Below are 23,043 nucleotides of genomic sequence, written 5' to 3'. Positions count from 1 at the left end.
GCCGGCGGTCAGTTGGTGAAGATGTTGCCCTGGTTCCCGCCCCGGGCGCCCTGCTGGCCCATGCCGAACTGGGCGGCCAGGCCGGAGCCGATCACTGCGTTCTGCGGCGGCAGCAGCTCGCTGGGCTGGACCAGCGCATGGCCCTGGCCGAGGAAGCTCAGCTCCCAGCCCTCGCCGGTGCTGCCGCGGCGCCGCCACACCCCGGAGGAGTGCGTCTGCGCCTGCATCTGCACCCGCAGCGACGCGGACCAGGCGACCACCGCGTCGGCGTCGGCGCTGACGTACTTGTCGGGGGTGACCTGGAGCATCAGCGGCTGGCCGGAGGTCATCAGGGCGACCTTGCCCCGTCCGGTGATGTTGAGCTGGTACTTGCCGGTGCCGGAGATCCCGTACTGGCTGTCGACGGAGACCACCTCCCAGTGGAGGGTGGAGTCCAGCGCCAGCACATAGGCGCTGTCGACGGTCAGTCCGTCGTGGTCGACGTCGACGACGTGCACGTACTGGGCGAGGTTGGCCAGATAGACGGTGCCCTGCCCGGAGACGCGCATCAGGTCCAGGCCCTCACCGGAGTAGGCGCGGGTCCGGTGCTGGCCGGGCGTCTGGTAGTTGCCGTCGAATTCGAGCAGCCCCTGGTAGGCGACCATCGTCCCCTTGCGGGCGAGGACGTCGTCGTGGCCCTGGAGCGCGACCCGCAGCAGCTGGCTGTTCTGCAGGGCGTAGCGGTCCTGGGTCTGGGCCTCGGTGAAGGCGAAAAGCGGACTCTGCATGGCGTGTTCGGTCCTCCCCCTCAGCCCCGGGCCCGGAGCCGGTCGGTGCTGTCCTCGCTGGGCTGGACGACCACGAACCCCTGGCCGGAGAAGCCCAGTTGGTACGCCTCGCCGCTGCCGCGCCCGATCATCGAGGACGCCTTGAAGCTGCGCTTGCCCTTCATCTTCAGGTTGGTCGACCAGGCGACCAGCGCGTCGGGGTCCACATAGGTCTCGTCCTCGCCCCGGCCGCAGTCGACCACGATCGGCGTGCCCCGGGAGGTCAGCGCCACCCAGCCGGTGCCGGAGATCCCGACGTTGAACAGGCCCTGGCCGGCGAACTTCGCCATCCCCTTGACGCGCTGGACGCCCCACTGGAGGTGGGCGTCGAAGGCGAGGAGGTTGGTGCCGTTGACCGAGAGCGACTCGCCGTTGAGGTTGATGCAGACCACGTCGGCGCCGTAGTCGGCCAGGTAGAGCAGGCCGTCGCCGGAGCACTTCATCAGGGGCGCGCCCTCGCCGGTGAGCCACTGGGAGGCCATCTGGCGGACGGCGGGCGGGTTCGGTTCGTACTGGACGAAGCCCTCGTAGGCGATCATCGAGCCGGTGCGGGCGAAGACGTCCTGGCCGCTCTGCATGGCGATCTTCACCATGGCGCTGCCGTGGTTCTCCATCCGCGCGGCGGGCGGGGTCGGGACGTAGCCCGACAGCTGTTGCTGGTTCATCTGGTGCGGGCTCCCTCAGACCTCGTAGGGCTGGACGACGATGAAGTTGCCGGGCGCGCCGCGGAACTGGAGGTTCACGCTCTCGCCGGAGTGGCCGGGGTAGGCGTGCCGGCGCAGGCTCACCTGGCTGGAGACGATCACCTGGGAGCCCGCGGACCAAGCCACGATGGCGTTGGCGTCGGCGAAGGTGGTCGGGGTGACCGGCAGCACGACCGGGGTGCCGTGGGTGGTGACGACGAGGGTGCCGGTGCCCTGGAACTGCAGGGTGAACAGGGCGCCGCCGGGGATGCCGTGGCCCTCGATGCGGCGGACCTCGTACTGGAGCGATTCGTCGAAGGCGAGCACCGACTCGGCGGAGACGCACAGCGCCTCGCCCTGCAGCTCGATGGGGTGGACATGGGCGCTGTTGTCGGCGAAGAACACCTGGCCCTGGCCGGTGCAGCGCATCAGCTGCATCTCCTGACCGGTGGCGTTGCCGACGATCCGGCCGCGGAAGCCGGCGCCCTTGTAGCCGAAGTCGACCTTGCCCTGGTAGAGCACCATGCTGCCCTGGCGGGCGAGCACCGGCTGCCCGTCGACGCCGAGGTCGGCGCGGATCAGCTTGCCGTTCTGCGGGGTCCAGCGCTGCCCGGTGGGGGCTTCCTTGTACTTGTCGAGGACGACGCCGAGGCCCGGCCCGCCGCCCTGGGGCACGGCCGCGGCCTGGCCGGGGTGGGGGACGCCCGGGGGCTGTCCGTACGGGGCCGGCTGGCCCGAGAACTGGCCGGGCTGGCCGTACGGGGCTCCCTGCGGGGCGGGCTGGCCGGAGAAGCCGCCGGGTGCGGGCTGGGGCTGCCCGTAGGGGTCCGAGCCGGGCGCCGGCTGCCCGTAGGGGTCCGGCCCGGGCGCCGGCTGCCCATAGGGGGCCGGCGGCTGTGGTCCGGACGGGGCGGGTGCGCCGGGGGGCGGCACCGGGCCGGCCGGCGGGGCCACCGGTGCGGCGATGGTCGGCGCGTTGTGCACCTGCGGGGCGGTGGGGTGCGCCTGCGGAACGGTGGACTGCGGGGTCTGGGGCGCCGGAGCGGGATCGGGGGCGGGCTGCGGTACGCCCTGGGGCGGGCCGGGCACGGCCTGAGGGGCGGCGGGCGCGGGCGCGGCGGGCGCTCCGAAGGACGGCGCGGGGACGGCGGCCGCCCCGGACGGCGGCGCGAAGCCGGGCACGCCCTGGGGGGCGGCCGGCGGCTCGGGCTCGACCTCCGCCTCCTCGGCGACCTCACCGCCGAAGTTCTTCAGCAGCGCCTCGAGTCCGCCGTCGAAGCCCTGGCCGACCGCGGCGAACCGCCAGACGTCCTTGAGATAGAAGTCGCCCAGCATGACGGCGCGTTCGGTGCTGAACTCGCTGCCGGTGAAGGAGTAGCGGGCGACCTCCTCACCGCCGGCCACGATCCGGAGGTAGCCGGGGCCGATCTGGGAGATCTGCCCGGCGCCGTCCAGCGCCGCGGTGAAGGACAGCTTCTGGATGTGCGGGGGGATCTTGTCCAGGGTGACCCGGAAGGACTCGTTGTCGCCGGCCTGGGAACCGAGCAGCTGGACGGCTTCCTCGGGCGAGGCGGGCTGGTTGTAGAAGATGAAGTACCGGTCGTCGGAGAGCCGTTCATCGGCGTCCAGACCGAAGCAGCTGATGTCGAAGGTCAGGCCCGGTCCGGCGATCTGCACACCGACGTACAGATCCCTCCCCGCCGTCAGATCAGCGATTTTGGCCTTGTGGCCGCGCTGGAATTCCCTGGCCATACGTAACGCCCGTCCCCCGCTCCGGCTGTGAGTTCGCCTGCCGCGGCCAGGCTAACCGCTGACACCGACAGCGGGCGATGCCGGGGCGCGGCGGGCTCTTCCCCGCGGCTATTCGGTGCGGGCGGCGGCCAGGTGGGGCAGCCGCCCGGCCGCCACGACCCCTTCGAGGTAGCCCCGGGCGCGCTCGGTGCGCGGGTACGCCTCCAACAGCCGCCAGAACGCGGGGCCGTGCCCGGGGACCAGCAGATGCGCGAGCTCGTGCAGCAGGACGTAGTCGACGACGTACTCCGGCATGCCTTGGAGGCGGTGCGAGAGGCGGATGCTGCCCTCGGCCGGAGTGCACGATCCCCAGCGGGTGTTCTGGTTGGTCACCCAGCGCACCGAGGCGGGGCGGGCCCGGCCGTCGAGGAACTGGTCCGACAGCCGTGCGGCACGCTCGGCCAGCTCGCCGTCGCCCAGCATCCGCCGGCTCTCCTGGGCGGCGAGCTTGTCCAGCATGACGGTCACCCAGCGCCGCTCCTCGGCCTTCGACATCCGCGCCGGGATCAGGACCACCGTGCGGTCGCCCTCGCGGTACGCGGAGACCGTTCTGCGCCGCCGTGAGCTGCGGCGCACCTCCACCGCGCGGCTCTGCGGAGCATCGGCCCCGGGGCCGGGCGCGGCCCCGCGCGTGGTGTCGGGGGCGCGGCGCAGGGGGGTCTCCCCGGAACCGTGAACGGGAGGGTCGGCGGGCACGCGACCGACGTTACCCGCTGGCCCCGCGGGAAGTCCCGCCCCACGGACGGTTCGCCTCCGAACCACTCCATGGCGTGCAGCGTTCGTATGACGCACACCGCACCGGCCTGTGGATAACTCCACGCGGTTCCGCCGCAGGGCGCATGCTGGGGTCCGGCACGACAGACGACGGGGGGGCGGATCACATGCATCCGATGCTGAAGCCCGCGCTGCGGCGCGGCTGGCGGGACAGGGAAACGGTGCGGTTCGGTGTGGCACCGGCCCATGCGCGGGTGGTCGGCCCGGTCGACACGGCGACCGGAAGCTTCCTCGCGCTGATCGACGGCACCCGCACCCTGGAGCAACTGGTGGCGGAGGCCGCGCTGCTCGACCTCCCACCCGGGCATGCTCGGGGCGTGGTGGACCGGCTCGCCGCGGCCGGCCTGCTGGAGGGGGTGGCCGGCGGCGGCGCGGCGGCCGGCACCGTACGGGCCGACCGTGCCGCGTTCGAGCGGCTGCGGCCGGACCTGGCGTCGCTGTCGGTGCAGCACCGCGAACCGTCCGGCGCCCTGGGCCGGATGGGGGCCCGGCGTGCGGTCCGGGCCAAGGTCAAAGGGGCGGGGCGGGTCGGTGCGGCGGTCGCGGCGCTGCTGTCGGCCGCCGGCATCGGGCGGGTCGACGTGGTCGACGGCGGCACGGTCGCCCCGGGGGACGTCCTGCCCGGCGGGCTGGCGGCCGGCCAGGTCGGTGAACCGCGTGCCGCGGCCGCCGGACGGCTGGTCCACCGGTCCTCCCCGTGGAGCGGCCGGCCCCGCCCGAGAGTCCCGGTCAGCGAGTCCGGTGAGCCCGGGTTGTCCCTGATGGTGCTCGCACCGCGGGACGGCCTCGCCGCCTACGCTCCCGACCCGGTGCTGTCCGAGCCGCTGCTGACCGCCGGAATCCCGCATCTTTACGCGGGCGTGATCGAGGGCACGGGTGTGGTGGGTCCATTGGTGCTGCCCGGCGGTTCGGCCTGCGCCGGCTGCGACGAGCTGCACCGCAGCGACGCGGAGCCGGACTGGCCGCGGTTGCTGGCGCAGTGGCGGTCAGGGCGTGCGGCACCCCCGGTGCCCGCGTGCGACGCCGCGCTGGCGACCGCCGTCGCGGGGCTGGCCGCCGTACAGGCGCTGGCGTTCCTCGACGGTGAACTTCCGCCGTCCACAGGGGCGCGGATGGAGCTGGCGCTGCCGTGTGCGGCGGTGCGCACGGTGCGCATCGCGCCGCATCCGGAGTGCGCGTGCGGGGCTGCCGCTTCGCGGTGCACGACAGCACCTCGGATCCCCGGCCGTGACACGCCACAATGACGGAGTAACCCCGGTAGGGGACAGTGTGAGTTGGAGGGGCGCATGTCTGATCTTCCCCGCAAGGCGGTCACCCGCACCGCCAAGCTGGCCGCGCTGCCACTGGGGTTCGCCGGCCGTGCCACCTGGGGCCTGGGCAAGCGGATCGGCGGCAGATCGGCCGAGATCGTGGGCCGTGAGCTGCAACAGCGCACCGCGGAGCAGCTCTTCAAGGTGCTCGGTGAGCTCAAGGGTGGGGCGATGAAGTTCGGGCAGGCGCTGTCCGTCTTCGAGTCGGCGCTGCCCGAGGAGATCGCCGGCCCCTACCGCGCCGCCCTGACCAAGCTTCAGGAGGCGGCGCCGCCGATGCCGACGAGCACGGTGCACCAGGTGCTCGCTGAGCGGCTCGGTGAGGAGTGGCGGGAGCTGTTCGAGGAGTTCGAGGACAAGCCGGCCGCGGCGGCCTCCATCGGCCAGGTGCACCGCGCCGTCTGGCATGACGGCCGCGCGGTGGCGGTCAAGGTCCAGTACCCGGGCGCCGGCAAGGCGCTCCTATCAGATCTATCCCAATTGAGCCGTTTCGCCCGGCTGCTGGGGCCTCTGATCCCCGGCATGGACATCAAACCGCTGATCACCGAGCTGCGCGACCGGGTCTCCGAGGAGCTGGACTACGCCCTGGAGGCAGAGGCCCAGCGCGCCCACGCCGAGGAGTTCGCCGACGACCCGGACGTGGCGGTGCCGGCCGTGGTGCACCAGTGCGACCAGGTATTGGTGACCGAGTGGCTGGACGGGGTGCCGCTGTCCGAGGTGATCGCGGACGGCACGGACGAGCAGAAGGACCGGGCCGGCCAGTTGCTGGCCCGCTTCCTGTTCTCCGGCCCGGCCCGCACCGGGCTGCTGCACGCCGACCCGCACCCGGGCAACTTCCGGCTGCTGACCGGCGACTCCCCGGACACCCCCGTCGAGGAGTGGCGACTGGGCGTACTGGACTTCGGCACCGTCGACCGGCTGCCCGAGGGGCTGCCGCCGACGATCGGCACCTCGCTGCGGATGACGCTGGACGGCGAGGCGGACGCGGTCTACCAGCTGCTGTGCGACGAAGGCTTCGTCAAGGAGTCCATCGAGCTGGACCCGGACGCGGTGCTGGAGTATCTGCTGCCGATCATCGAGCCCGCACAGGCGGACGCGTTCACCTTCACCCGGGGCTGGATGCGGCAGCAGGCGGTCCGGGTCGGCGACCTCCGCTCCCCCGCCCACCAGCTGGGCAAGCAGCTCAACCTGCCGCCGGCCTACCTTCTGATCCACCGTGTGACGTTGAGCACCATCGGGGTGCTGTGCCAGCTGGGTGCGACGGTACGGCTGCGCGACGAGCTGGAGGCGTGGCTGCCCGGCTTCGTCCCCGAGGAGGAGCCGGCCGCCGGCCCGGGCGTCACCGGCATCAGCATCCCCGCCTCCGCCACCGGGGAGCGCGCGGACACCGGCGCCGGCCCCCGGAAGGAGGAGGCCGCCGAGGAGGCCGTGGAGGAGACCAGCGCCTGACCGCGAGGGCCGGGCCTCACCCGCCGGCAGGGCCCGGCCTCACCACCAGGTCGAATCCAGCCGGCCCTCGATGGCCCGGATGTTCTCCCGCGCACAGCGGTCGCAGAAGTAGCGGCGCTCACCGTTCTCCACGGAGCAGGTCCAGGTCGGCGGCGTCCCCTCGGTGACCGCGCCACAGCCGGCGCACACCGTCTCGCCGTCGGCCAACTCCGCCCGTTCATGAGTCTTCTGGTTCACCAGCCGACGATATCCCCGTCCACCGCGCGAAGCCGGATGCAACGCACCGCGGGGCCCGCCCTGTCGGACGGACCCCGTGTGTGGTGGTGCCAGTGGTGAAAAAAGAGCGCCCTCTTACTGCATCACGGCCATGGCCAGCGCGCGGCGGGCCCGCAGCGAGGCGCGCTCGGCGCGGCGCTGCATCCGACGCGCAGCGGCGAGCCGGTGGCCCCTGCGTTCGGACTCGGCCTCCCGCAGGCGTTCGTGCATATGCGCACGCGCCAGGGCTTCTGGGATGAGTTGCATGGCGAGGTTCCTGTTCTGACGCGACTCGATCGCGTCGGCGTTCGCGGGGACGGCGGTGTCGGTGAAGGTGGGGTTCATCGTGGGGTCCTGCTTCTGGGGATCCCGTGTGACGGGATGGTCGATCGTTCCTGTGCCGATGGTGATGTTCATGCCGCGACCGGGTTCTTGCGCGGACGGCCACGCGGGCGCTTCCGCGGCACCACGACGCCCTGGACGAAGAGCTCACCGCCCCAGACGCCCCACGGCTCACGGCGGTCCTTGGCACCCGCGAGGCAGGCCTCACGCACCGGGCAGGTCTGACACAGCGTCTTGGCGTACTCGACGTCGGCCGGGGACTCCGCGAAGAAGACCTCCGGGTCGTAAGTGCGGCACGGGACGGCAGCGCCGAGGCGGTCGATCTCGTCGTCAAGCTCGGTGAGGGGCAGCAAGGCGTTCTCCTGGGGGTCGGGCGGAGGGATCAGGTCGGTCGCTACGGACGGGGTGTGCGTCTGCAGTTGCACGGTGTGTGTTCCTCGTCTGTTTCGGCCCGCTCGTGGCGGGCGGTGGGGCAAACAAAAGGGCCGCGGATCCCGGTGTGGGTTCCGCGGCCCTGGAAGGTGCCGACCTAATCTGCCGATCAGGCTGGATCTCTCCAGGGTTCGAGGCCGCGGTAGGCCCACATGTCATGCTGCGTCTGGTACTGCTTCCGGGCTCCGGCACCATTGGCCGCCGCCGCGAAGGCAAAGGCATTCGCCCTGGCCGCCACTGCTACTGCCGCAGGTGCCTCGGTCGGTCGCGCGGTGCGCTCGCGGCGCGTGAGCGCAGCGAGAATCTCGGGGCGCGCGACCTCGGTACCGGAGAGACGGCCGGAGCCGGACAGACCGGTGCCCAGGAGCGAAGAGCCGAGCGTGCAGGTGGCGACGACCGAGAGATCGGTCATTTTGTTGGTCTCGATGAAGCTGATCACTGGTCTCGCCTCCTCTCGGCGTCTCGGTGGACCGGGAAACCCGGTCCAGGGTGTTCAAGTACAGCACGGATCCATCGGATCTCGGAAAGAAACCGTTGTCTCCGTTGCTCCCGAAGGCTATGGGGCTGCGCTCCGCGCGCGCAAACTATTTTTCCGACGAGTTTTCCGCGGCGCCTCCAGACCCGTCTCCGGTGGCTCCCGGGAGCTCCTCGCCGGCGCAGAGAGCCAGCACAGCGCTTCCGTAGCGGTCGCACTTGCGCCGCCCCACACCAGAGATGACCGCAAGCTCCGATTCGGTTCCCGGAACGGCCTCCGCAATCGCCATCAGTGTCTTGTCGGTGAAGATGCAGTAGGCGGGCTGCCGCGAACGGGCGGCCTGTTCGGCCCGCCACGCGTGCAGCCGCTCGTACAGCGCCTCGTCGAGCTCGGCCGGGCAGTCCTCGCACCGCATCAGCTTCATCTCGCCCGCGTCCGTCAGCGTCCGGTTGCAGACCCGGCAGCGGGCCGGGCTGCGGTGCCGGGGGCGCCTGGTCGCCGGCCGTGCCCCGTCCCCGCGCTCCACACCCCCCGGCGCGGCGCCCGGCGCACGGCGCCCCGCCCCGGCCCCGGAACCGGGCCGCAGTCCCGCCAGGAAGCGGCTGGCGCTCCGGGAGGACCGCCCACCGGGGGAACGCGCCAGCGACCAGGACAGACCCAGGTGCTGCCGGGCACGGGTGACACCGACGTACAACAGCCGGCGTTCCTCCTCCACCTGCTCGTCGGTCCGGGCGTAGGTGATCGGCATCATGCCCTCGGTGAGCCCCACCAGGAACACGGCGTCCCACTCCAGGCCCTTGGCGGCGTGCAGGGATGCCAGGGTCACCCCCTCGACGGTCGGGGCGTGCTGGGCGTTGGCGCGTTCGTCCAGCTCGGCGACGAGGTCGGCGAGCGAGGCCTCCGGCCGGGCCTTGGCGAAGTCCTCCGCGAGCCGCACCAGGGCCGCCAACGACTCCCAGCGGTCCCGCGCCGCCCCCGAGCCGGCCGGTGGCTCGCTCGTCCAGCCCATGTCGCTGAACACCGCCCGCACCTCGGACGGCAGATCCACCGCGTCGTCCAGCAGCGTGTCGTTCGCCCCGAAGCGGGCCGCGCCGCGCAGCTTGATGCCGGCCTCGCGTACCTCGGGCCGTTCGAAGAACCGCTCGGCGCCGCGGAGCTGGTACGGCACCCCTGCGTCGGCCAGCGCCTGCTCGTAGATCTCGGACTGGGCGTTGACGCGGAAGAGCACCGCGATCTCGCTGGCCGGCACCCCCGAGGCGATCAGGTCACGGATCCGCCGGGCAGTGCCCTCGGCCTCGGCGGGCTCGTCGGCGTACTCCGTGTACACCGGCTCGGGGCCGGCCGTGCGCTGCGAGACCAGCTCCAGGCGGTGCTCGGCGGCCCGCCCCCTGGCCTGGGAGAGCAGGCCGTTGGCGAGGTGGACGACCTGCGGGCTGGAGCGGTAGTCGCGGACGAGCTTGACGACCGTCGCATTCGGGTGGCGGGTGCGGAAGTTGAGGAGGTGGTCCGGGGTGGCGCCGGTGAAGCTGTAGATCGTCTGGCTGGCGTCGCCGACCACGCAGAGGCTGTCGCGGTCACCCAGCCACAGCTCCAGCAGCCGCTGCTGGAGCGGGCTGACGTCCTGGTACTCGTCGACGACGAAGTGCTGGTACTGGGACCGGACCTGTTCGGCGATGTCGTGTCGGTCCTGCAGCACACCGACGGTGAGCAGCAGCACGTCCTCGAAGTCGATGGTGCCGCGGTCCCGCTTGAGCTGTTCGTAGGTGCCGTAGATCTGCCCGATCTCCGCGGGGTCGCGGGGAGCCTCGCGGCCGGCCTTGGCGACCGCGGCCGGATAGTCAGCCGGCACGGTCTGGGTCACCTTGGACCACTCGATCTCCGCGGTGACGTCGCGCAGCTCATTGCGGTCGAGCCGGACCCGGCAGCGGGCGGCAGCCTCGGACACCAGCTGGACCTTGCGGTCCAGCAGCCGCGGAAGCTCGCCGCCGACGGCCTTGGGCCAGAAGAACTGCAGCTGCCGCAGGGCCGCCGAGTGGAAGGTGCGCGCCTGGACCCCGCCGGCCCCCAGCTGACGCAGCCGCCCTCGCATCTCCCCCGCCGCGCGGGCCGTGAACGTGACGGCGAGCACGCTCGCGGGCTGCACGATGCCCGCCCGGACCCCGTACGCGATCCGGTGCGTGATCGCCCGGGTCTTGCCCGTGCCGGCCCCCGCCAGCACACACACCGGACCGTGCAGCGCCGTCGCGACCTCGCGCTGCTCGGGGTCCAGCCCGTCGAGCACCCCGTCGGCCGAGTCCGGCACCTGAGGGAAGAGAGAGGAGTCTGTTGCTGCTGTCACCCCGCCATGCTGCCAGGTCCGCCGAACCGCGCGGGACGCCCGTCCACAGTCGCCGCTTCCCGGTCACACCGGTCCCGGCCCCTGTGGACGGGCGCGGGCAGGCAGCGGCGCGGCGTGCTGTGCTGTGAACACCCGGCGGCGAAGCGCAGAGGGGAGGACCCGGGCACGGCGGGCGGTCGGGCGGCGGTGGAGCGGGGGACGGGGCGCTCGAGGGGAGGAGGACGAGGCGGAGGGAGGCGGGGGCGGGGGTGGGGTGGCGGGGGGGGTGGGCCCCCAGGGGGAAGGGGGAGGGGGGAGGGGCGGGGCGGGGCCCGGGGAGAGCCAGGCCGAAAGCAGCGAGGCGGCACCCGCCGCCGCGCGGCGCACGCCCCACGCCCCACAACCCAAGGCCCACAACCCACGGCGAACGCCCCACAGCCCACAGCCCACAGCCCACAGCCCACAGCCCACGGAACGACGGCTAGGGACGAAACGCTGAAGGCAGTACGGAGCAGGGCAGGGCCGTACGGGGCGGGCGGGCAGGGCGTGGGAATTGCCGGGGCGTCCCGTACGTTGTGGTCCGTGGCCGCGCCGAGTGGGCGGTACGAATCACGAATGACGAAGGAGCGCGGACACATGGCGGGCACTGTGACGATGTACAGCACGACCTGGTGCGGTTACTGCCGTCGGCTGAAGGGCCAGATGGACCGTGAAGGCATCGCGTACACGGAGATCAACATCGAGCAGGACCCGGAGTCCGCGGCGTTCGTGGAGAAGGCGAACGGCGGCAACCAGACGGTGCCGACCGTGCTCTTCGCCGACGGTTCGACGCTGACCAACCCGTCGCTGGCGCAGGTCAAGCAGAAGGTCGGGGCGGCCTGAGGCCGGACGTGCCGGTCAGTCCGCCTGCCTGAGTCCGGACGTGCCGGTCAGCCCGCCGGCCTGAGCCCCCGTGGGGTCAGGCCGGCGGCCCGTCGTCCGGGCTGCTCACTCGCGTCTCCGGCTCGGCGCCGCGCGCACCGGGCCGGGTGTTCCGGACCGGGTGTTCCGGGCCATGCGCTCCGGGCCGTCCGCTCAGACCGACCGCTCCGGGCCGTGTGCGGGGCCGCCCCCGGCAGCCCCGCGCACGGCCCGTGCGGTGTAGCGCTCAGGGCTTCGGGAGCGGCTTGCCGTACCAGAGTTCGATCAGACGGGCGGCGATGGAGATGCCGTACGGCGGGAGGACCTCGCCGGACTCGAAGGCGGCCCGGAGGTCCTCGCGGGAGAACCAGCGGGCCTCCTCGATCTCCTCACCGTCGACCCTGATCTCCGAGGACGTGGCGCGGGCCATGAAGCCCAGCATCAGGCTGGAGGGGAAGGGCCAGGGCTGGCTGGCGACGTACTCGACGTCGCCGACGACCACGCCCGCCTCCTCGTAGACCTCGCGGGCCACCGACTGCTCGATGGACTCGCCCGGCTCCACGAAGCCCGCGAGGGTGGAGAAGCGGCCTTCGGGCCAGTGGACCTGGCGGCCGAGCAGGGCGCGGTCCTCCTCGTCGGTCACGAGCATGATCACGGCCGGGTCGGTACGGGGGTAGTGCTCGGCGCCGCAGGCCGGGCAGCGGCGGATGTGGCCGGCCGCCGCGATCACCGTGCGCTCACCGCAGCGCGAGCAGAAGCGGTGCAGGCGCTGCCAGTTCTCCAGAGCGACGGCGTGCACGAGCAGGCCGGCGTCCCGGGGCGAGAGCAGCAGGCCCGCCTCGCGCAGACCGGCCGGGCGCGCGGACTGGTCCATGCGGCCCGGCAGGGTGTCCTTCTGCAGGGCGAAGTAGCTGACGCCGTCGTCGTCGGTGCCGAGGTAGTAGCGGTGGGCCTCGGACAGCGGCGCCTCGAAGGCCGGCGTCATGATCAGCTCGGTGCGACCGTCGGGGGTGTCATCGATCAGGGCCTGGCCGCCGGACACCACGAAGACGCGCGTCGTCGGGTGGCTCCAGGCCGCCGCCAGCCATGCCTCGTCGAGACGGTGATGGGCGGAGCGGTCGATGCCGCTCGGCGCGCTGAAGGTGATCGGCCGGTCGGCGGTGTGCTCGGTCCAGGTGGTCACTGCTGTTTCCAACTCCCCCTATGGCGTGGGTGATTGCTGCGTACGGCGCGGCGCGGGCGGCGGTGCGGGCGCGGTCAGGCCGGCGGCTGCCAGTTCTCCGCCAGGTCGCCCCACAGGTGGGCGGCGGTCTCGACGCCCTTCATCAGCAGGTCGAGCTCGACCTTTTCGTTCGGTGCGTGCCAGCCGTCGGACGGAATGGAGATGCCGAGGAAGAGGACCGGGGCGCCGAGGACGTCCTGGAGGTCGGCGGCCGGGCCGGAGCCGCCCTCGCGGGTGAAGCGGACCTTCTGGCCGAAGGCGCGCCCCATGGCGCGGGCGACGGACTGCAGTGCGGGGTGGTCGAGCGGGGTGAGGCAGGGGCGGGTGGCGCCCCAGAAGGTGAGGGTGTGGCGGATGCCGGCCGGGAGTCGGTCGGCGACCCAGTCGCGTACGGACTGTTGGACGGCGTCGGCGTTCTGGCCGGCGACGAGCCGGAAGGAGAGCTTGAGCTGGGCGGTGGACGGGACGATGGTCTTGCCGCCGGGGCCCTGGTAGCCACCGCCGATGCCGTTGACCTCGGCGGTGGGGCGGGCCCAGATGCGCTCCAGGGTCGTACTGCCGGCCTCGCCGAGGGGGGCGTGGGAGTGCGCGGTGCGCAGCCACTCCTCCTCGTCGAAGGGCAGCTCGGCGAAGAGCTCCCGCTCGCGGTCGGTGAGCTCGATCACGCCGTCGTAGAAGCCGGGGACGGCGACGCGGCGGTCGTCGTCGTGCAGGGCGGCGGCCAGTCGGGCGGCCTCGGTGGCGGGGTTGGGCACCGCACCGCCGAACGACCCGGAGTGGATGTCCTGGTCGGGGCCGTACAGGTCGATCTGGCAGTCCGTCAGCCCGCGCATGCCGGTGCAGACCGTGGGGGTGTCCCTGCCCCACATGCCGGTGTCGGAGACGATCACGGCATCGCAGGCGAGGCGGTCGGCGTGCTTCTGGATCAGGGCCGGGAAGTTGGGGGAGCCGGACTCCTCCTCGCCCTCGATGAGCAGCTTGAGGTTGACCGCGGGGGCGGTGCGGCCGGTCGCGGCGAGGTGGGCGCGCACGCCGAGGGTGTGGAAGAACACCTGGCCCTTGTCGTCGGCAGCGCCCCGTGCGTAGAGCTTGCCGTCGACGGTCTGCGGCTCGAAGGGGTCGGTGTGCCAGCCGTCCTCGCGAGCGGCGGGCTGTACGTCGTGGTGGCCGTAGACGAGCACGGTCGGCGCGGAGGGATCGCCGGAGGGCCATTCGGCGAAGACCGCGGGCAGGCCGCCGTTCTCGGTCTCCCAGATCTCGGCGGTCGGGAAGCCGGTGTCGGTGAGCTTGGCGGCGAGCCATGCGGCACTGCGGCGGACGTCGCCGGCGCGCTCCGGGTCGGCGGACACGGAGGGGATGCGCAGCCACTCGGCGAGGTCGTCGAGGAAGGCCTCGCGGTGGCGGGTGAGGTACGCGTGGACGGCGCTGTCCGGGGTTGTGCTCATACGACCGAGCCTATCGGCCTTCGGGAGGCGGCTTCTCGGCGGCATCGGCGGTATCAGCGGTTCCGGTGGTCGGGGCAGTCCCGGCGGTTCCGGCGGTCCTGGTAGTCCCGGCAGTCCCGGGGGTCGCGGCAGTCCTGGCGGTCCCGACAATCCTGGCGGTCGCTTCAGTCCTGGCGGTCTCGCCTGCGTTGCCGGTCTCGCCGCTCTAGTCGGTCTCGCCGGTCTCGCCGGTCTCGCCGAGCAGGATGCGCTCCAGTCCGGCGCGGCCGGGCAGCCGGGCGGGTCTGATGACCTCGCCACTGCGCACATGGACGAAGGCGGCGCCGACGGCGGAGGGCGGCAGGCCGTGCCGCTCGGCCCAGGCGAGGCGGTAGACGGCGAGTTGGAGGGGGTCGGCGGTGCGGGCGCGACCGGTCTTCCAATCGACGATCTCGTAGCGGTCGCCGTCGGGGCCGCGCTCCTTGTAGACGGCGTCGATACGGCCGCGGATCACCCGTCCGGCGAGGGTGAGCTGGAAGGGGGCCTCGACGCGGTGCGGGGTGCGGTGGGCGTAGGGGGTACGGGCGAAGGCTTCCTTGAGGGCTTCGAGGTCGCGTTCGTCGGTGATGTCGGGGTCCTCGGCCTCGTCGGCGCCGGGTAGTTCGTCGGGGCCGAGCAGGGGCAGGGTCAGCTCCTCGAAGCGGGACTCGACCCAGGCGTGGAAGCGGGTGCCGCGCCGGGCGCCGGGGCGGGGCGGGCGCGGCATCGGGCGGGCGAGTTCGCGGGCGAAGCCGTCGGGGTCCGCGGCGAGGTGCAGCAGCTGGGTGGCGCTGAGTGCGGCGGGCAGCGGGACGTCGCGGACGGTGGCGCGGGAACGGCGCAGCTCGGCCGTGAGGGCCTCCAGGTCGCGGTCCCAGGAGCGGATGGTGCGGTGTTCCTCGGGGAGGAGGGTGGCGGGCCGTGTCTCAGTGGTGCCGGGGGGACCTTCGGGGTCGATGAGGCCGGCGTCGGCGAGGTCGGCCTCGGTCACGTCGGGTTCGGTGGAGCGCTGGGCGATGATGCGCGGGGTGCGGGGCCGGGCGTCCGGGGACGGCGGGGCGTCCTGGGCCGCGGTCGTCGGTTCGTCCTCGTACCCCGGAGCTGTCTCGTCGGCGGGACGGTCCCCGGGCGCCGGGCCGTCCCCGGTGGCCGGAACGTCGTCGACCGCGGGGGTGGCCTCGGCCGGCGGAGTCTCTCCGTACGACGGCGGAGCCTCTCCGTACCAGGGCTCCTCGCCGAACGGGTCGTCCTCGGGCAGGTCGTCCGACGGCGCGGTCTCCCACTCCCCCTCCGGGTCCGCCCATGGCTCCTCCGGGCCCGCCCACGGCCCCACGGGCCCGCCCGCTTCGTCGCCGCCCTCCGGTGGCGCGTCCCACAGGTCCTCCGGCGGCGGTGGCCACTCCGGGTCGTGGCCGGGCGCGGCGGGTGCGGCGGGCGCGCCCGGGCCGGTTCGGCGGGCGAGGTGGGCACGGACCGTGGCGGCGGCGCGGCGGCGTCGGAGCATGGCGGTGGGGTCGAGCGGCAGCGGCCAGGCCTGTTCGGTGGCGGCCTCGGCGAGGGCAGGGTTCTCGGCGCCCTCCTCGGGGGGCTCCGCCCAGTGCTCGATCTCGCCGTGTCCGGCTTCGCAGTGGGTGCGCAGCGCTTCCAGGAAGGCGGACGGGCCGCGGGGGCGCTTCTGGCTGGGTCCCCACCAGTGGCCGGAGCCGAGGAGCAGGCTGCGGGGGCGGGTGAAGGTGACGTAGCCGAGGCGGAGTTCCTCGGTCTCCTGGTGGTGCTTCATCGCCTCCTTGAAGGACTTCAGGCCGCGGGCGTCCCAGGTGTCGACGTCGGGCAGGGTGGCGGCGTCGCCGCGCAGGGCGTGCGGGAGGACCTTGGCCCGGCTGGTGAAGGACTCGCGGGCCTGTTCGCTGGGGAACTGCTTGCCGACCAGGCCGGGCACGGCGACGACGTCCCATTCCAGGCCCTTGGACTTGTGGGCGGTGAGCACCTTGACGGTGTTGTCGCCTCCTGGCAGCGAGCTGTCCAGGCCCTTCTCGTACTGGACGGCGGTGCGCAGGAAGCCGAGGAAGGCGAGGAGGGTGGCGTCGCCGTCGAGGGATTCGCCGCCCTGTTTGGCGGCGAACCCGGCGGCGACGTCGAGGAAGGTGCCGAGGGTCTCGCGGCGGCGGGCGGCGAGGGCGTGCGGGGACGCGGACAGCTCGACCTCCAGGCCGGTGGTGGCCAGGATCCGGTGGAGTACGTCCATGAGCGGGTCGCCGAGGGAACGCCGCAGGTCGCGGAGCTCGGTTGCGAGGTAGGCGAAGCGGACCCGCGCCTCGGGCGAGAACGGCAGTCCGTCGTCGGGGCCCTCGGCCTCCAGGAAGGTGTCGAGGGCGTCGGCGAGGGAGACCGTCTCGGCCGGGTCGACCCCTTCGACGGCTTCGGCGAGGCGCTGCTCGGGGTCGTCGGAGTCGGTGCCGGCGGGGCCGCGGTGGACGAGGGTGCGGGCGCGGCGGCCGAGGAGTGCCAGGTCGCGGGGGCCGATCCGCCAGCGGGGACCGATCAGCAGGCGGACCAGGGAGGCGTTGGCGGTGGGGTCCTGGAGGACTTCGCAGACCGCGACGAGGTCCGCGACCTCCGGGAGGTGCAGCAGCCCGGACAGGCCGACGACCTCGACGGGGATGTCCCGGGCGACCAGTTCGCCCTGGATGCGGGCGAAGTCCGCGGCGGTACGGCAGAGCACCGCGATTTCGCCGGGCGGGGTGCCGGTGCGCACGAGGTGGGCGAGGGAGTCGGCGAGCCAGCCGATCTCCTCGGCGTGGGTGGGCAGCAGGGCGCAGCGCACGACACCGTCGCGTTCGGCACCGGGGGCGGGGCGTAGCGCCTCGACGCCCTCGTGCATCCGGCGGAGGGGGGCGGCGAGGCCGTTGGCGAGGTCGAGGAGGCGGCCGCCGCTGCGGCGGTTCTCGCTGAGGGCGAACCGGCGGGCGGGGGTGCCGTCCGGGAAGGGGAAGTGGGTGGGGAAGTCGTCGAGGTTGGCGACGGAGGCGCCGCGCCAGCCGTAGATGGCCTGGCAGGGGTCGCCGACGGCGGTGACGGCGTGCCCGGTGGGGGTGCCGGCGGTGGTCCCTGCGAGGGTCCCGGCCCCGGTGGCGGCGGTCCCGGTGGGGGTTCCGGCCCCGGTCACGGCAGCGGTGGCAGCGGCGGTCCCGGTCGTGCTTCCCGTCCCGGTGCCTGCGTTCGTCCCCGTGGCAGTCCCGGCACCGGCCCCGGTCTCGGCTCCGGCACCGGCCTCGGTCCCGGCTCCGGCTCCGGCTCCGAAGAGGCCGGACAGCAGGAGCCGTTGGGCGACGGAGGTGTCCTGGTACTCGTCGAGCAGGACGACGCGGAACTCGTCGCGCAGGATGCGGCCGACCTCGGGGCGGGTGGTGGCGAGGGTCGCCGCATGGGCGATCTGGTCGCCGAAGTCGAGGAGGTCGCGGCGGCGCTTCTCGGCGCGGTAGGCGGTGACGAGGTCGAGGAGCTCCCTGCGGGCGCGGGCGGTCTCGGGGACCTTGCGCAGGTCGGCGTTGCTGAGCTTGACGCCGTCGAGGGCGGTGAGGAGGTCGGAGTCGTAGCCGCGGAGGGTGGCCGGGTCGACGAGGTGCTCGGCCAATTCGGCGTCGAGGGCGAGGAGGTCCTCGACGAGGGTGGGCAGGGAGGTGGTGAGGGCCGGGTAGGGGCCGGGGGCGGCGCGCAGGGTGCGGGCGGCGAGCTGGAAGCGGGTGGCGTCGGCGAGCAGCCGGGCGCTGGGTTCCAGGCCGATGCGCAGGCCGTGGTCCTTGAGGAGCTGGCCGGCGAAGGCGTGGTACGTGGAGATCCGGGGCTCTCCGGTGGGCTGGTCGGCCGTGCCGTCCTGGGGCGGGAGGGGGTCGGGGTCGGTGACGCCGGCGGCGTGCAGGGCGGTTCTGACGCGTTCGGCGAGTTCGCCGGCGGCCTTGTTGGTGAAGGTCAGCCCGAGGACCTGCTCGGGGGCTACCTGGCCGGTGCCGACCAGCCACACCACCCGGGCGGCCATGACGGTGGTCTTGCCGGAGCCGGCTCCGGCCACGATGACCTGCGGGGCGGGCGGGGCGGTGATGCACGCCGTCTGCTCCGGAGTGAACGGGATGCCGAGGAGCTCCTTGAGCTGCTCGGGGTCGGTGATACGGGCTGACACAGTCGGAAACCGTATCGGGCGGCACTGACACTCCCCGCAGCCGGCGGCGTCGGTGCAGGTCATGAGGGGGCGCGGGTCGGCACCACGGTCACGGAACAGAGGACCGGACCAGCAGGACACCTGCGGTTACGGAACGGATCTCCGGGCCAGCAGGACGCCCCGCTCCCAGAGGAAACGGCCGGACCAGCAGCGCGCCCCCGTCCCGGAGAAAACAGCCGGACCAGCAGCGCGCCACGGTCACGGAACGGACTGCGGACCGCCGGGCCGGTCATTCGACGATGTGCCGGCCCTCGGGCTGGGCGCTGCACGAGGCGCGGAAGGTGCAGTGGGTGCAGTGGGTGCCGGTGGTCGGAGTGAACCGCTCCTCCAGGACGCGGCCGGCGGCGGTGGCCAGCAACTCCCCCACCCAGTCGCCCTCCAGGGGCGGCTGCGCCTGTACGGCGGGCAGGGTCTCGCCGCCCTCCTTCTGGGGCGCGCCGAGGCGCAGGTGGACCAGTTCGGCGCCGCCGGCTTCGGGGGTGGCGCCGTCGAAGGCGTCGTCGACGGCGCCCTCGCGGACCGCGAGCTGGTAGACGGCGAGCTGGGGGTGGCGGGCGACCTCGGGGCCGGTCGGCTTCTGTTTGCCGGTCTTGAAGTCGACGACGTAGGCGCGGCCCTGGGCGTCCTTGGCGACGTGGTCCATGCTGCCGCGGATGCGGACCTGATGGTCGCCGGCGCGGAGGGTGACGTCGAAGCCGTGCTCGGTGGCGACGGTGGCGCGGTCGCGGGTGTCGCGTTCCATGACGTGCCAGCGCAGGAAGCGCTCCAGGGCGGCGCGGGCGTGGTCCTTCTCCTGCCGGGACTTCCAGGGGGCGTCGAAGGCGAGCGCGTCCCATACGGAGTCCAGCCGCTCCATCAGGACGGCCAGATCGGCGGGGGTGCGGCCGGAAGCCACCTCGTCGGCGAGGACGTGCACGACGTTGCCGAAGCCCTGGGCGGCGGTGGCGGGGGCGTCGGCCTTGACCTCACGGCCCAGGAACCACTGGAGGGAACAGGTGTGGGCGAGCTGGTCGAGAGCGCTGCCGGAGAGGACCACGGGCTGGTCGCGGTCGCGCAGCGGAACGCCGTTGTGCGTGGGCTCGGCAAGGCCCCACCAGGTGTCGGGGTGGGCCGCGGGGACCAGGGGCCGGCCGTCGTCGTCCTGGAGTGCGGCAAGGGTGGCGAGCCGCTGGGCGGCGGCCTCGCGCAGGGCGGGGCCGGCGGCCGGGTCGACGGTGGTGGCGCGGAGTTCGGCGACGAGGGCGGCAACGGCGAGGGGGCGGCGGGGGCGTCCGGTGACGTCCTGGGGGGTGACGCCGAGTTCGGTGAGGAACCGGGAGGGCTGGTCACCGTCGTCGGCGGCGGCCTTCACGGCGGTGACGACCAGGCGGTCGCGGGCGCGGGTGGCGGCCACGTAGAAGAGCCGGCGCTCCTCGGCGAGCAGGGCGCCCGGGGGGAGGGGTTGGGCGAGGCCGTCGCGGCCGATGCGGTCGGCCTCCAGCAGGGATCCGCGGCGCCGCAGGTCGGGCCAGAGGCCTTCCTGGACGCCGGCGACGACCACCAGCCGCCATTCGAGGCCCTTGGCGCGGTGGGCGGTCATCAGCCGGACGGCGTCGGGGCGTACCGAGCGGCGGGTGAGGGTGTCGGCGGCGATGTCCTGGGCGTCGACCTCCTCCAGGAAGTTGAGGGCGCCGCGGCCGCCGGTGCGTTCCTCGGCGCGGGCGGCGGTCTCGAAGAGGGCGACCACCGCATCGAGGTCGCGGTCGGCGTTGCGGCCGGCGGCGCCGCCGCGGCGGGCGGCCCGCTCCAGGCGCTGCGGCCAGGGGGTGCCGTTCCACAGCTCCCACAGGGCCCCTTCGGCGGTGCCGCCGTCGGCGAGGAGGTCGCGGGCGGACTGCAGCAGCAGGCCGAGCCGCTGGGCTCCGCGGGCGTAGCCGGGGTCGTGGGCGATCAGGCGGCGGGGGTCGGCCAGTGCCCCGGCGATCAGTTCATCGGAGGGGCGGGGCAGCGGCCGGCCGGCGGCGCGCTCCTCCTCGCGCAGGGCGCGGCCCAGCCGCCGCAGATCGGCGGAGTCCATGCCGCCGAGGGGGGAGGTCAGCAGGTCGAGAGCGGTTTCGGCATCGAGCCACGGGGGCGGGGCGGGGGTGTCGTCGGCAGCCGTGCCCCCACGGCCCCCGCGGCTCCCGGTGCCCCCGGTGTCGGTCCCCCCGACGGCCTCCCCGAGGTTGGCGCTCCCGGTGTCGGTGCCCCCAACGACGTCCCCGGTGTCCGTGCCCCCAGTGGCCGTGCCCCCGGCGTCCGTGCCCCCAGCGACGCCCCCGGCGCCGGCGCCCGGCGCGCCAGCAGGAGCCAGCGCCGCCCGTGCCGCCACCCGCAGCGCGCTGAGCAGGGGGGCGACGGCGGGTTCGTGGCGCAGCGGCAGGTCATCACCGTCGATGTCGAGCGGGACCCCGGCGGAGGTGAGCGCCCGGCGCACGGCGGGGATGGAGCGCCCGCCGGCGCGGACCAGGACGGCCATCTCGTTCCAGGGGACGCCCTCCTCCAGGTGGGCGCGGCGCAGGATGTCGGCGACGTTGTCCAGTTCGGCGCCGGGCGTCGGGTACGTGAACACCTCGACCCGGCCGCCGTCCCGTACGGGCACCGGCTCCCGGTGGGCGCGCACGGTGTCGGCGGGCAGGCGGGTCAGCGGCATCCGGCGGGTCAGCAGCCGGGTGGCGGCGAGGAGGTCGGCGCCCGAGCGCCGGGAGGTGCCGAGCACGGCCACCGGGGCGGGGGTGCCGTCGGCGCGCCGGAAGGTCTCGGGGAAGTCGAGGATGCCGCCCACGTCGGCGCCCCGGAAGGCGTAGATCGACTGGTCGGGGTCGCCGAACGCGACGAGGGTGCGGCCCGGGGAACCCGGTGCGCCGGCCGTGGTGCCGTTGCCGGCGAGCGCGTGCAGCAGCCGCACCTGGGCGACGTCGGTGTCCTGGTACTCGTCGACGTAGACGGCGTCATAGGCGGCGGCCAGCCCGGCGGCGACGTCGGGGCGCCCGGCGAGCAGCACCGCGCGGTGCACCAGCTCGGCGTAGTCCAGGGCGCCCTGGTGGTCGAGGACGTCGAGGTACTCGGCGAGGAAGCCGGCCGCGGCGCCCCAGTCGGGGCGTCCGGTGCGGCGGGCGAAGGCGCCCAGGGTGTCCGGGCCCAGGCCCAGTTCGCGACTGCGGGCGAGCACCGCGCGGACCTCGTCGGCGAAGCCGCGGGTGGTCAGGCAGGCGCGCAGCTCGTCCGGCCAGCTGATCGCGGCCCGGCCGGCGGCGGCCAGCTCGGCCTGCCCGGCCAGCAGTTCGCGGACGGCGAGGTCCTGCTCGGGGCCGGACAGCAGCCGCAGCGGGTCGGCGAAGAGGTCGGCGTCCTGGTGGGCGCGGACCAGGGCGTAGCAGTAGGAGTGGAAGGTGGTGGCCTGCGGGACGAAGCTGGTCCGCAGCCGGGCGGCGAGCCGGTCGCGGAGGGCGACGGCGGCCTTGCGGCTGAAGGTCAGCACGAGGATCCGCTCGGGGTCGGCGCCGGCCCGGATCCGGCGGGCGACCGACTCCACCAGGGTCGTGGTCTTGCCGGTGCCGGGGCCGGCGAGCACCAGCAGCGGCCCGTGGCGGTGGTCAACCACAGCGCGCTGGGCTGCGTCCAAGGCAGGAGAATCCACCCGCTCCGGCGGGGTGCGTACGAGGCGGTACGCGCCGGGGGCGTCCCGCCGCGCCGCCCGGTGGGGCTGCGTCGGCGGAACGGCCGAGAAGGAGGAACTCACGTGGATCGCCGGTCCTGAGGAGGGTGCTTGTCGTGGTGCGGATGCGGTGCGGAGCCCGCCCCGGTGCGGGGCGCCGGCCGGCCTGCCAGGCCGGCGCCGTGCGGTACACGCTAGGGCGTGCCGGAGCCGTCCCGGCGGCCGTCCCAGCGCGCCCGCCGCATGTCGAGCCGCGGTATGCGGTCCCCGGCGCTCTTTCCGGACTCGCGCAGCGGGGTGCCTTCCTCGCGGTAGTGGGCCAGTGCGCGCCGTTCGCTGCCGGGCAGCAGCCGGCCGTCCGCGCGGACCACCCGCCACCAGGGCACGGCGCCGCCGTAGAGGGCCATCGCCCGGCCCACCTGGCGCGGTCCGCCGCCCCCGCCGGGAGGTGCCCCCGGCCCGTCGGCGTCCTCGGCCGCCGCCCCTTCGGGCTCGGCCTCCCCCGCCAGCCACTCCGCGACATCGCCGTAGGTCATCACCCGGCCCGGCGGGATCAGCTCGGCGACGGCCAGCACCCGCTCCGCGTACTCGGGGTACTCGGGCAGGTCGTCCGCCGTGGTGTCTCCGGTCCCACTCATTCGGTCCATCCTGCCGTACGGCGCCGACAATGGGATCGGACACACGGTCCCGCACCACCGGAGGGGCCGGCGGCACGGCGTCGTCAGCAGTGGTACGGACGGTGGCACGCCCTGCGCCCGCACCCCAGCGGGGGCGGAGGTTCCGCTTCCCGTACCCCCGAAATGCACCCTGATGCCCGCCCGCACCGGCCGGCCGTGCCACCATCTTCCGGACGGTGACTGGTGATACGAGATCAAGAAGAGACGGCCGAGCAGCAGGGTGCGGCGCCTCCGCGGGAGGCGGGCGCCCCTGAC

The 23,043-nt window shown here is 73.9% G+C and carries 17 protein-coding genes; 3 read left to right on the top strand and 14 right to left on the bottom strand.

Annotation, left to right across the window (positions count from 1 at the left end):
* Positions 1-8 precede the first annotated feature (8 nt).
* The 4 genes from AB0G84_RS03695 to AB0G84_RS03680 form a co-directional block, all read right to left on the bottom strand.
* Positions 9-767: an AIM24 family protein gene (locus tag AB0G84_RS03695; RefSeq protein ID WP_361314891.1), complete on the bottom strand. Its 759-nt coding sequence runs from the start codon at positions 765-767 to the stop codon at positions 9-11.
* Positions 768-787: 20 nt separating this feature from the next.
* A complete protein-coding gene (locus AB0G84_RS03690; protein WP_361314888.1) occupies positions 788-1,471 on the bottom strand; it encodes an AIM24 family protein in 684 nt (227 codons plus the stop codon).
* A 15-nt stretch (positions 1,472-1,486) separates the two neighbouring features.
* Positions 1,487-3,241 (bottom strand): TerD family protein, encoded by a 1,755-nt coding sequence (locus AB0G84_RS03685; protein ID WP_361314885.1) that lies wholly within the window; start codon positions 3,239-3,241, stop codon positions 1,487-1,489.
* Positions 3,242-3,349: 108 nt separating this feature from the next.
* Positions 3,350-3,976: a M48 family metallopeptidase gene (locus AB0G84_RS03680; RefSeq protein ID WP_361314883.1), complete on the bottom strand. Its 627-nt coding sequence runs from the start codon at positions 3,974-3,976 to the stop codon at positions 3,350-3,352.
* Between the two features lie 194 nt (positions 3,977-4,170).
* On the opposite strand from AB0G84_RS03680, the gene AB0G84_RS03675 reads away from it, so the two are divergent.
* Both AB0G84_RS03675 and AB0G84_RS03670 read left to right on the top strand, forming a co-directional pair.
* Positions 4,171-5,298, top strand: coding sequence for a ThiF family adenylyltransferase (locus AB0G84_RS03675; protein WP_361314881.1), 1,128 nt, complete (start codon positions 4,171-4,173; stop codon positions 5,296-5,298).
* 42 nt (positions 5,299-5,340) lie between these two features.
* The gene (locus tag AB0G84_RS03670) at positions 5,341-6,813 is read left to right on the top strand and encodes an AarF/ABC1/UbiB kinase family protein (protein WP_361314878.1); all 1,473 of its coding nucleotides are present in this window, start codon (positions 5,341-5,343) and stop codon (positions 6,811-6,813) included.
* A gap of 39 nt (positions 6,814-6,852) precedes the next feature.
* On the opposite strand, the gene AB0G84_RS03665 is transcribed toward AB0G84_RS03670, so the two are convergent.
* The 5 genes from AB0G84_RS03665 to AB0G84_RS03645 form a co-directional block, all read right to left on the bottom strand.
* Positions 6,853-7,053: a hypothetical protein gene (locus AB0G84_RS03665; protein ID WP_361315140.1), complete on the bottom strand. Its 201-nt coding sequence runs from the start codon at positions 7,051-7,053 to the stop codon at positions 6,853-6,855.
* Between the two features lie 111 nt (positions 7,054-7,164).
* Positions 7,165-7,485 carry a hypothetical protein gene (locus tag AB0G84_RS03660; RefSeq protein WP_361314876.1) on the bottom strand — a complete coding sequence of 107 codons (321 nt, stop codon included), beginning with the start codon at positions 7,483-7,485 and terminating at the stop codon, positions 7,165-7,167.
* Complete coding sequence (locus AB0G84_RS03655) at positions 7,482-7,835, bottom strand: WhiB family transcriptional regulator (protein WP_361314873.1); 354 nt, start codon at positions 7,833-7,835, stop codon at positions 7,482-7,484. The genes AB0G84_RS03660 and AB0G84_RS03655 overlap by 4 nt, the downstream gene beginning before the upstream one ends.
* A 116-nt stretch (positions 7,836-7,951) precedes the next feature.
* A complete protein-coding gene (locus AB0G84_RS03650; RefSeq protein ID WP_361314871.1) occupies positions 7,952-8,281 on the bottom strand; it encodes a hypothetical protein in 330 nt (109 codons plus the stop codon).
* 145 nt (positions 8,282-8,426) lie between these two features.
* Positions 8,427-10,655 carry an ATP-dependent DNA helicase UvrD2 gene (locus tag AB0G84_RS03645; RefSeq protein WP_361314868.1) on the bottom strand — a complete coding sequence of 743 codons (2,229 nt, stop codon included), beginning with the start codon at positions 10,653-10,655 and terminating at the stop codon, positions 8,427-8,429.
* Positions 10,656-11,270: 615 nt separating this feature from the next.
* On the opposite strand from AB0G84_RS03645, the gene AB0G84_RS03640 reads away from it, so the two are divergent.
* A complete protein-coding gene (locus AB0G84_RS03640; protein ID WP_361314866.1) occupies positions 11,271-11,516 on the top strand; it encodes a mycoredoxin in 246 nt (81 codons plus the stop codon).
* 265 nt (positions 11,517-11,781) lie between these two features.
* Here AB0G84_RS03640 and nudC read toward each other — a convergent pair whose 3' ends face one another.
* The 5 genes from nudC to AB0G84_RS03615 all read right to left on the bottom strand — a co-directional run bounded on the left by nudC (position 11,782) and on the right by AB0G84_RS03615 (position 22,749).
* Positions 11,782-12,717 (bottom strand): NAD(+) diphosphatase, encoded by a 936-nt coding sequence (nudC, locus tag AB0G84_RS03635; protein WP_361314864.1) that lies wholly within the window; start codon positions 12,715-12,717, stop codon positions 11,782-11,784.
* A gap of 74 nt (positions 12,718-12,791) precedes the next feature.
* Entirely contained in the window at positions 12,792-14,201 is a 1,410-nt protein-coding gene (locus AB0G84_RS03630) for a dipeptidase (protein WP_361314861.1), read from the bottom strand.
* 205 nt (positions 14,202-14,406) lie between these two features.
* On the bottom strand, positions 14,407-18,396 hold the full coding sequence (locus AB0G84_RS03625; protein ID WP_361314858.1) for a UvrD-helicase domain-containing protein: 3,990 nt from the start codon (positions 18,394-18,396) through the stop codon (positions 14,407-14,409).
* 268 nt (positions 18,397-18,664) lie between these two features.
* Positions 18,665-22,195 (bottom strand): ATP-dependent DNA helicase, encoded by a 3,531-nt coding sequence (locus tag AB0G84_RS03620; RefSeq protein ID WP_361314855.1) that lies wholly within the window; start codon positions 22,193-22,195, stop codon positions 18,665-18,667.
* A 110-nt stretch (positions 22,196-22,305) separates the two neighbouring features.
* Entirely contained in the window at positions 22,306-22,749 is a 444-nt protein-coding gene (locus tag AB0G84_RS03615) for an MGMT family protein (protein WP_361314852.1), read from the bottom strand.
* Between the last annotated feature and the right edge of the window lie 294 nt (positions 22,750-23,043).

The sequence above is a fragment of the Streptomyces sp. NPDC020742 genome (genome assembly GCF_040641675.1).
Taxonomy (GTDB): Bacteria; Actinomycetota; Actinomycetes; order Streptomycetales; family Streptomycetaceae; genus Streptomyces.
Note: the sequence above shows the minus strand (reverse complement) of the source record. Positions and strands in the feature narration are given on the sequence as shown.

Coding starts and splice junctions, on each gene's coding strand:
- AB0G84_RS03695 (WP_361314891.1), bottom strand. CDS start 767: ATGCAGAGTCCGCTTTTCGCCTTCACCGAGGCCCAGACCCAGGACCGC.
- AB0G84_RS03690 (WP_361314888.1), bottom strand. CDS start 1,471: ATGAACCAGCAACAGCTGTCGGGCTACGTCCCGACCCCGCCCGCCGCG.
- AB0G84_RS03685 (WP_361314885.1), bottom strand. CDS start 3,241: ATGGCCAGGGAATTCCAGCGCGGCCACAAGGCCAAAATCGCTGATCTG.
- AB0G84_RS03675 (WP_361314881.1), top strand. CDS start 4,171: ATGCTGAAGCCCGCGCTGCGGCGCGGCTGGCGGGACAGGGAAACGGTG.
- AB0G84_RS03670 (WP_361314878.1), top strand. CDS start 5,341: ATGTCTGATCTTCCCCGCAAGGCGGTCACCCGCACCGCCAAGCTGGCC.
- AB0G84_RS03660 (WP_361314876.1), bottom strand. CDS start 7,485: ATGAACATCACCATCGGCACAGGAACGATCGACCATCCCGTCACACGG.
- AB0G84_RS03640 (WP_361314866.1), top strand. CDS start 11,271: ATGGCGGGCACTGTGACGATGTACAGCACGACCTGGTGCGGTTACTGC.
- AB0G84_RS03630 (WP_361314861.1), bottom strand. CDS start 14,201: ATGAGCACAACCCCGGACAGCGCCGTCCACGCGTACCTCACCCGCCAC.
- AB0G84_RS03615 (WP_361314852.1), bottom strand. CDS start 22,749: ATGAGTGGGACCGGAGACACCACGGCGGACGACCTGCCCGAGTACCCC.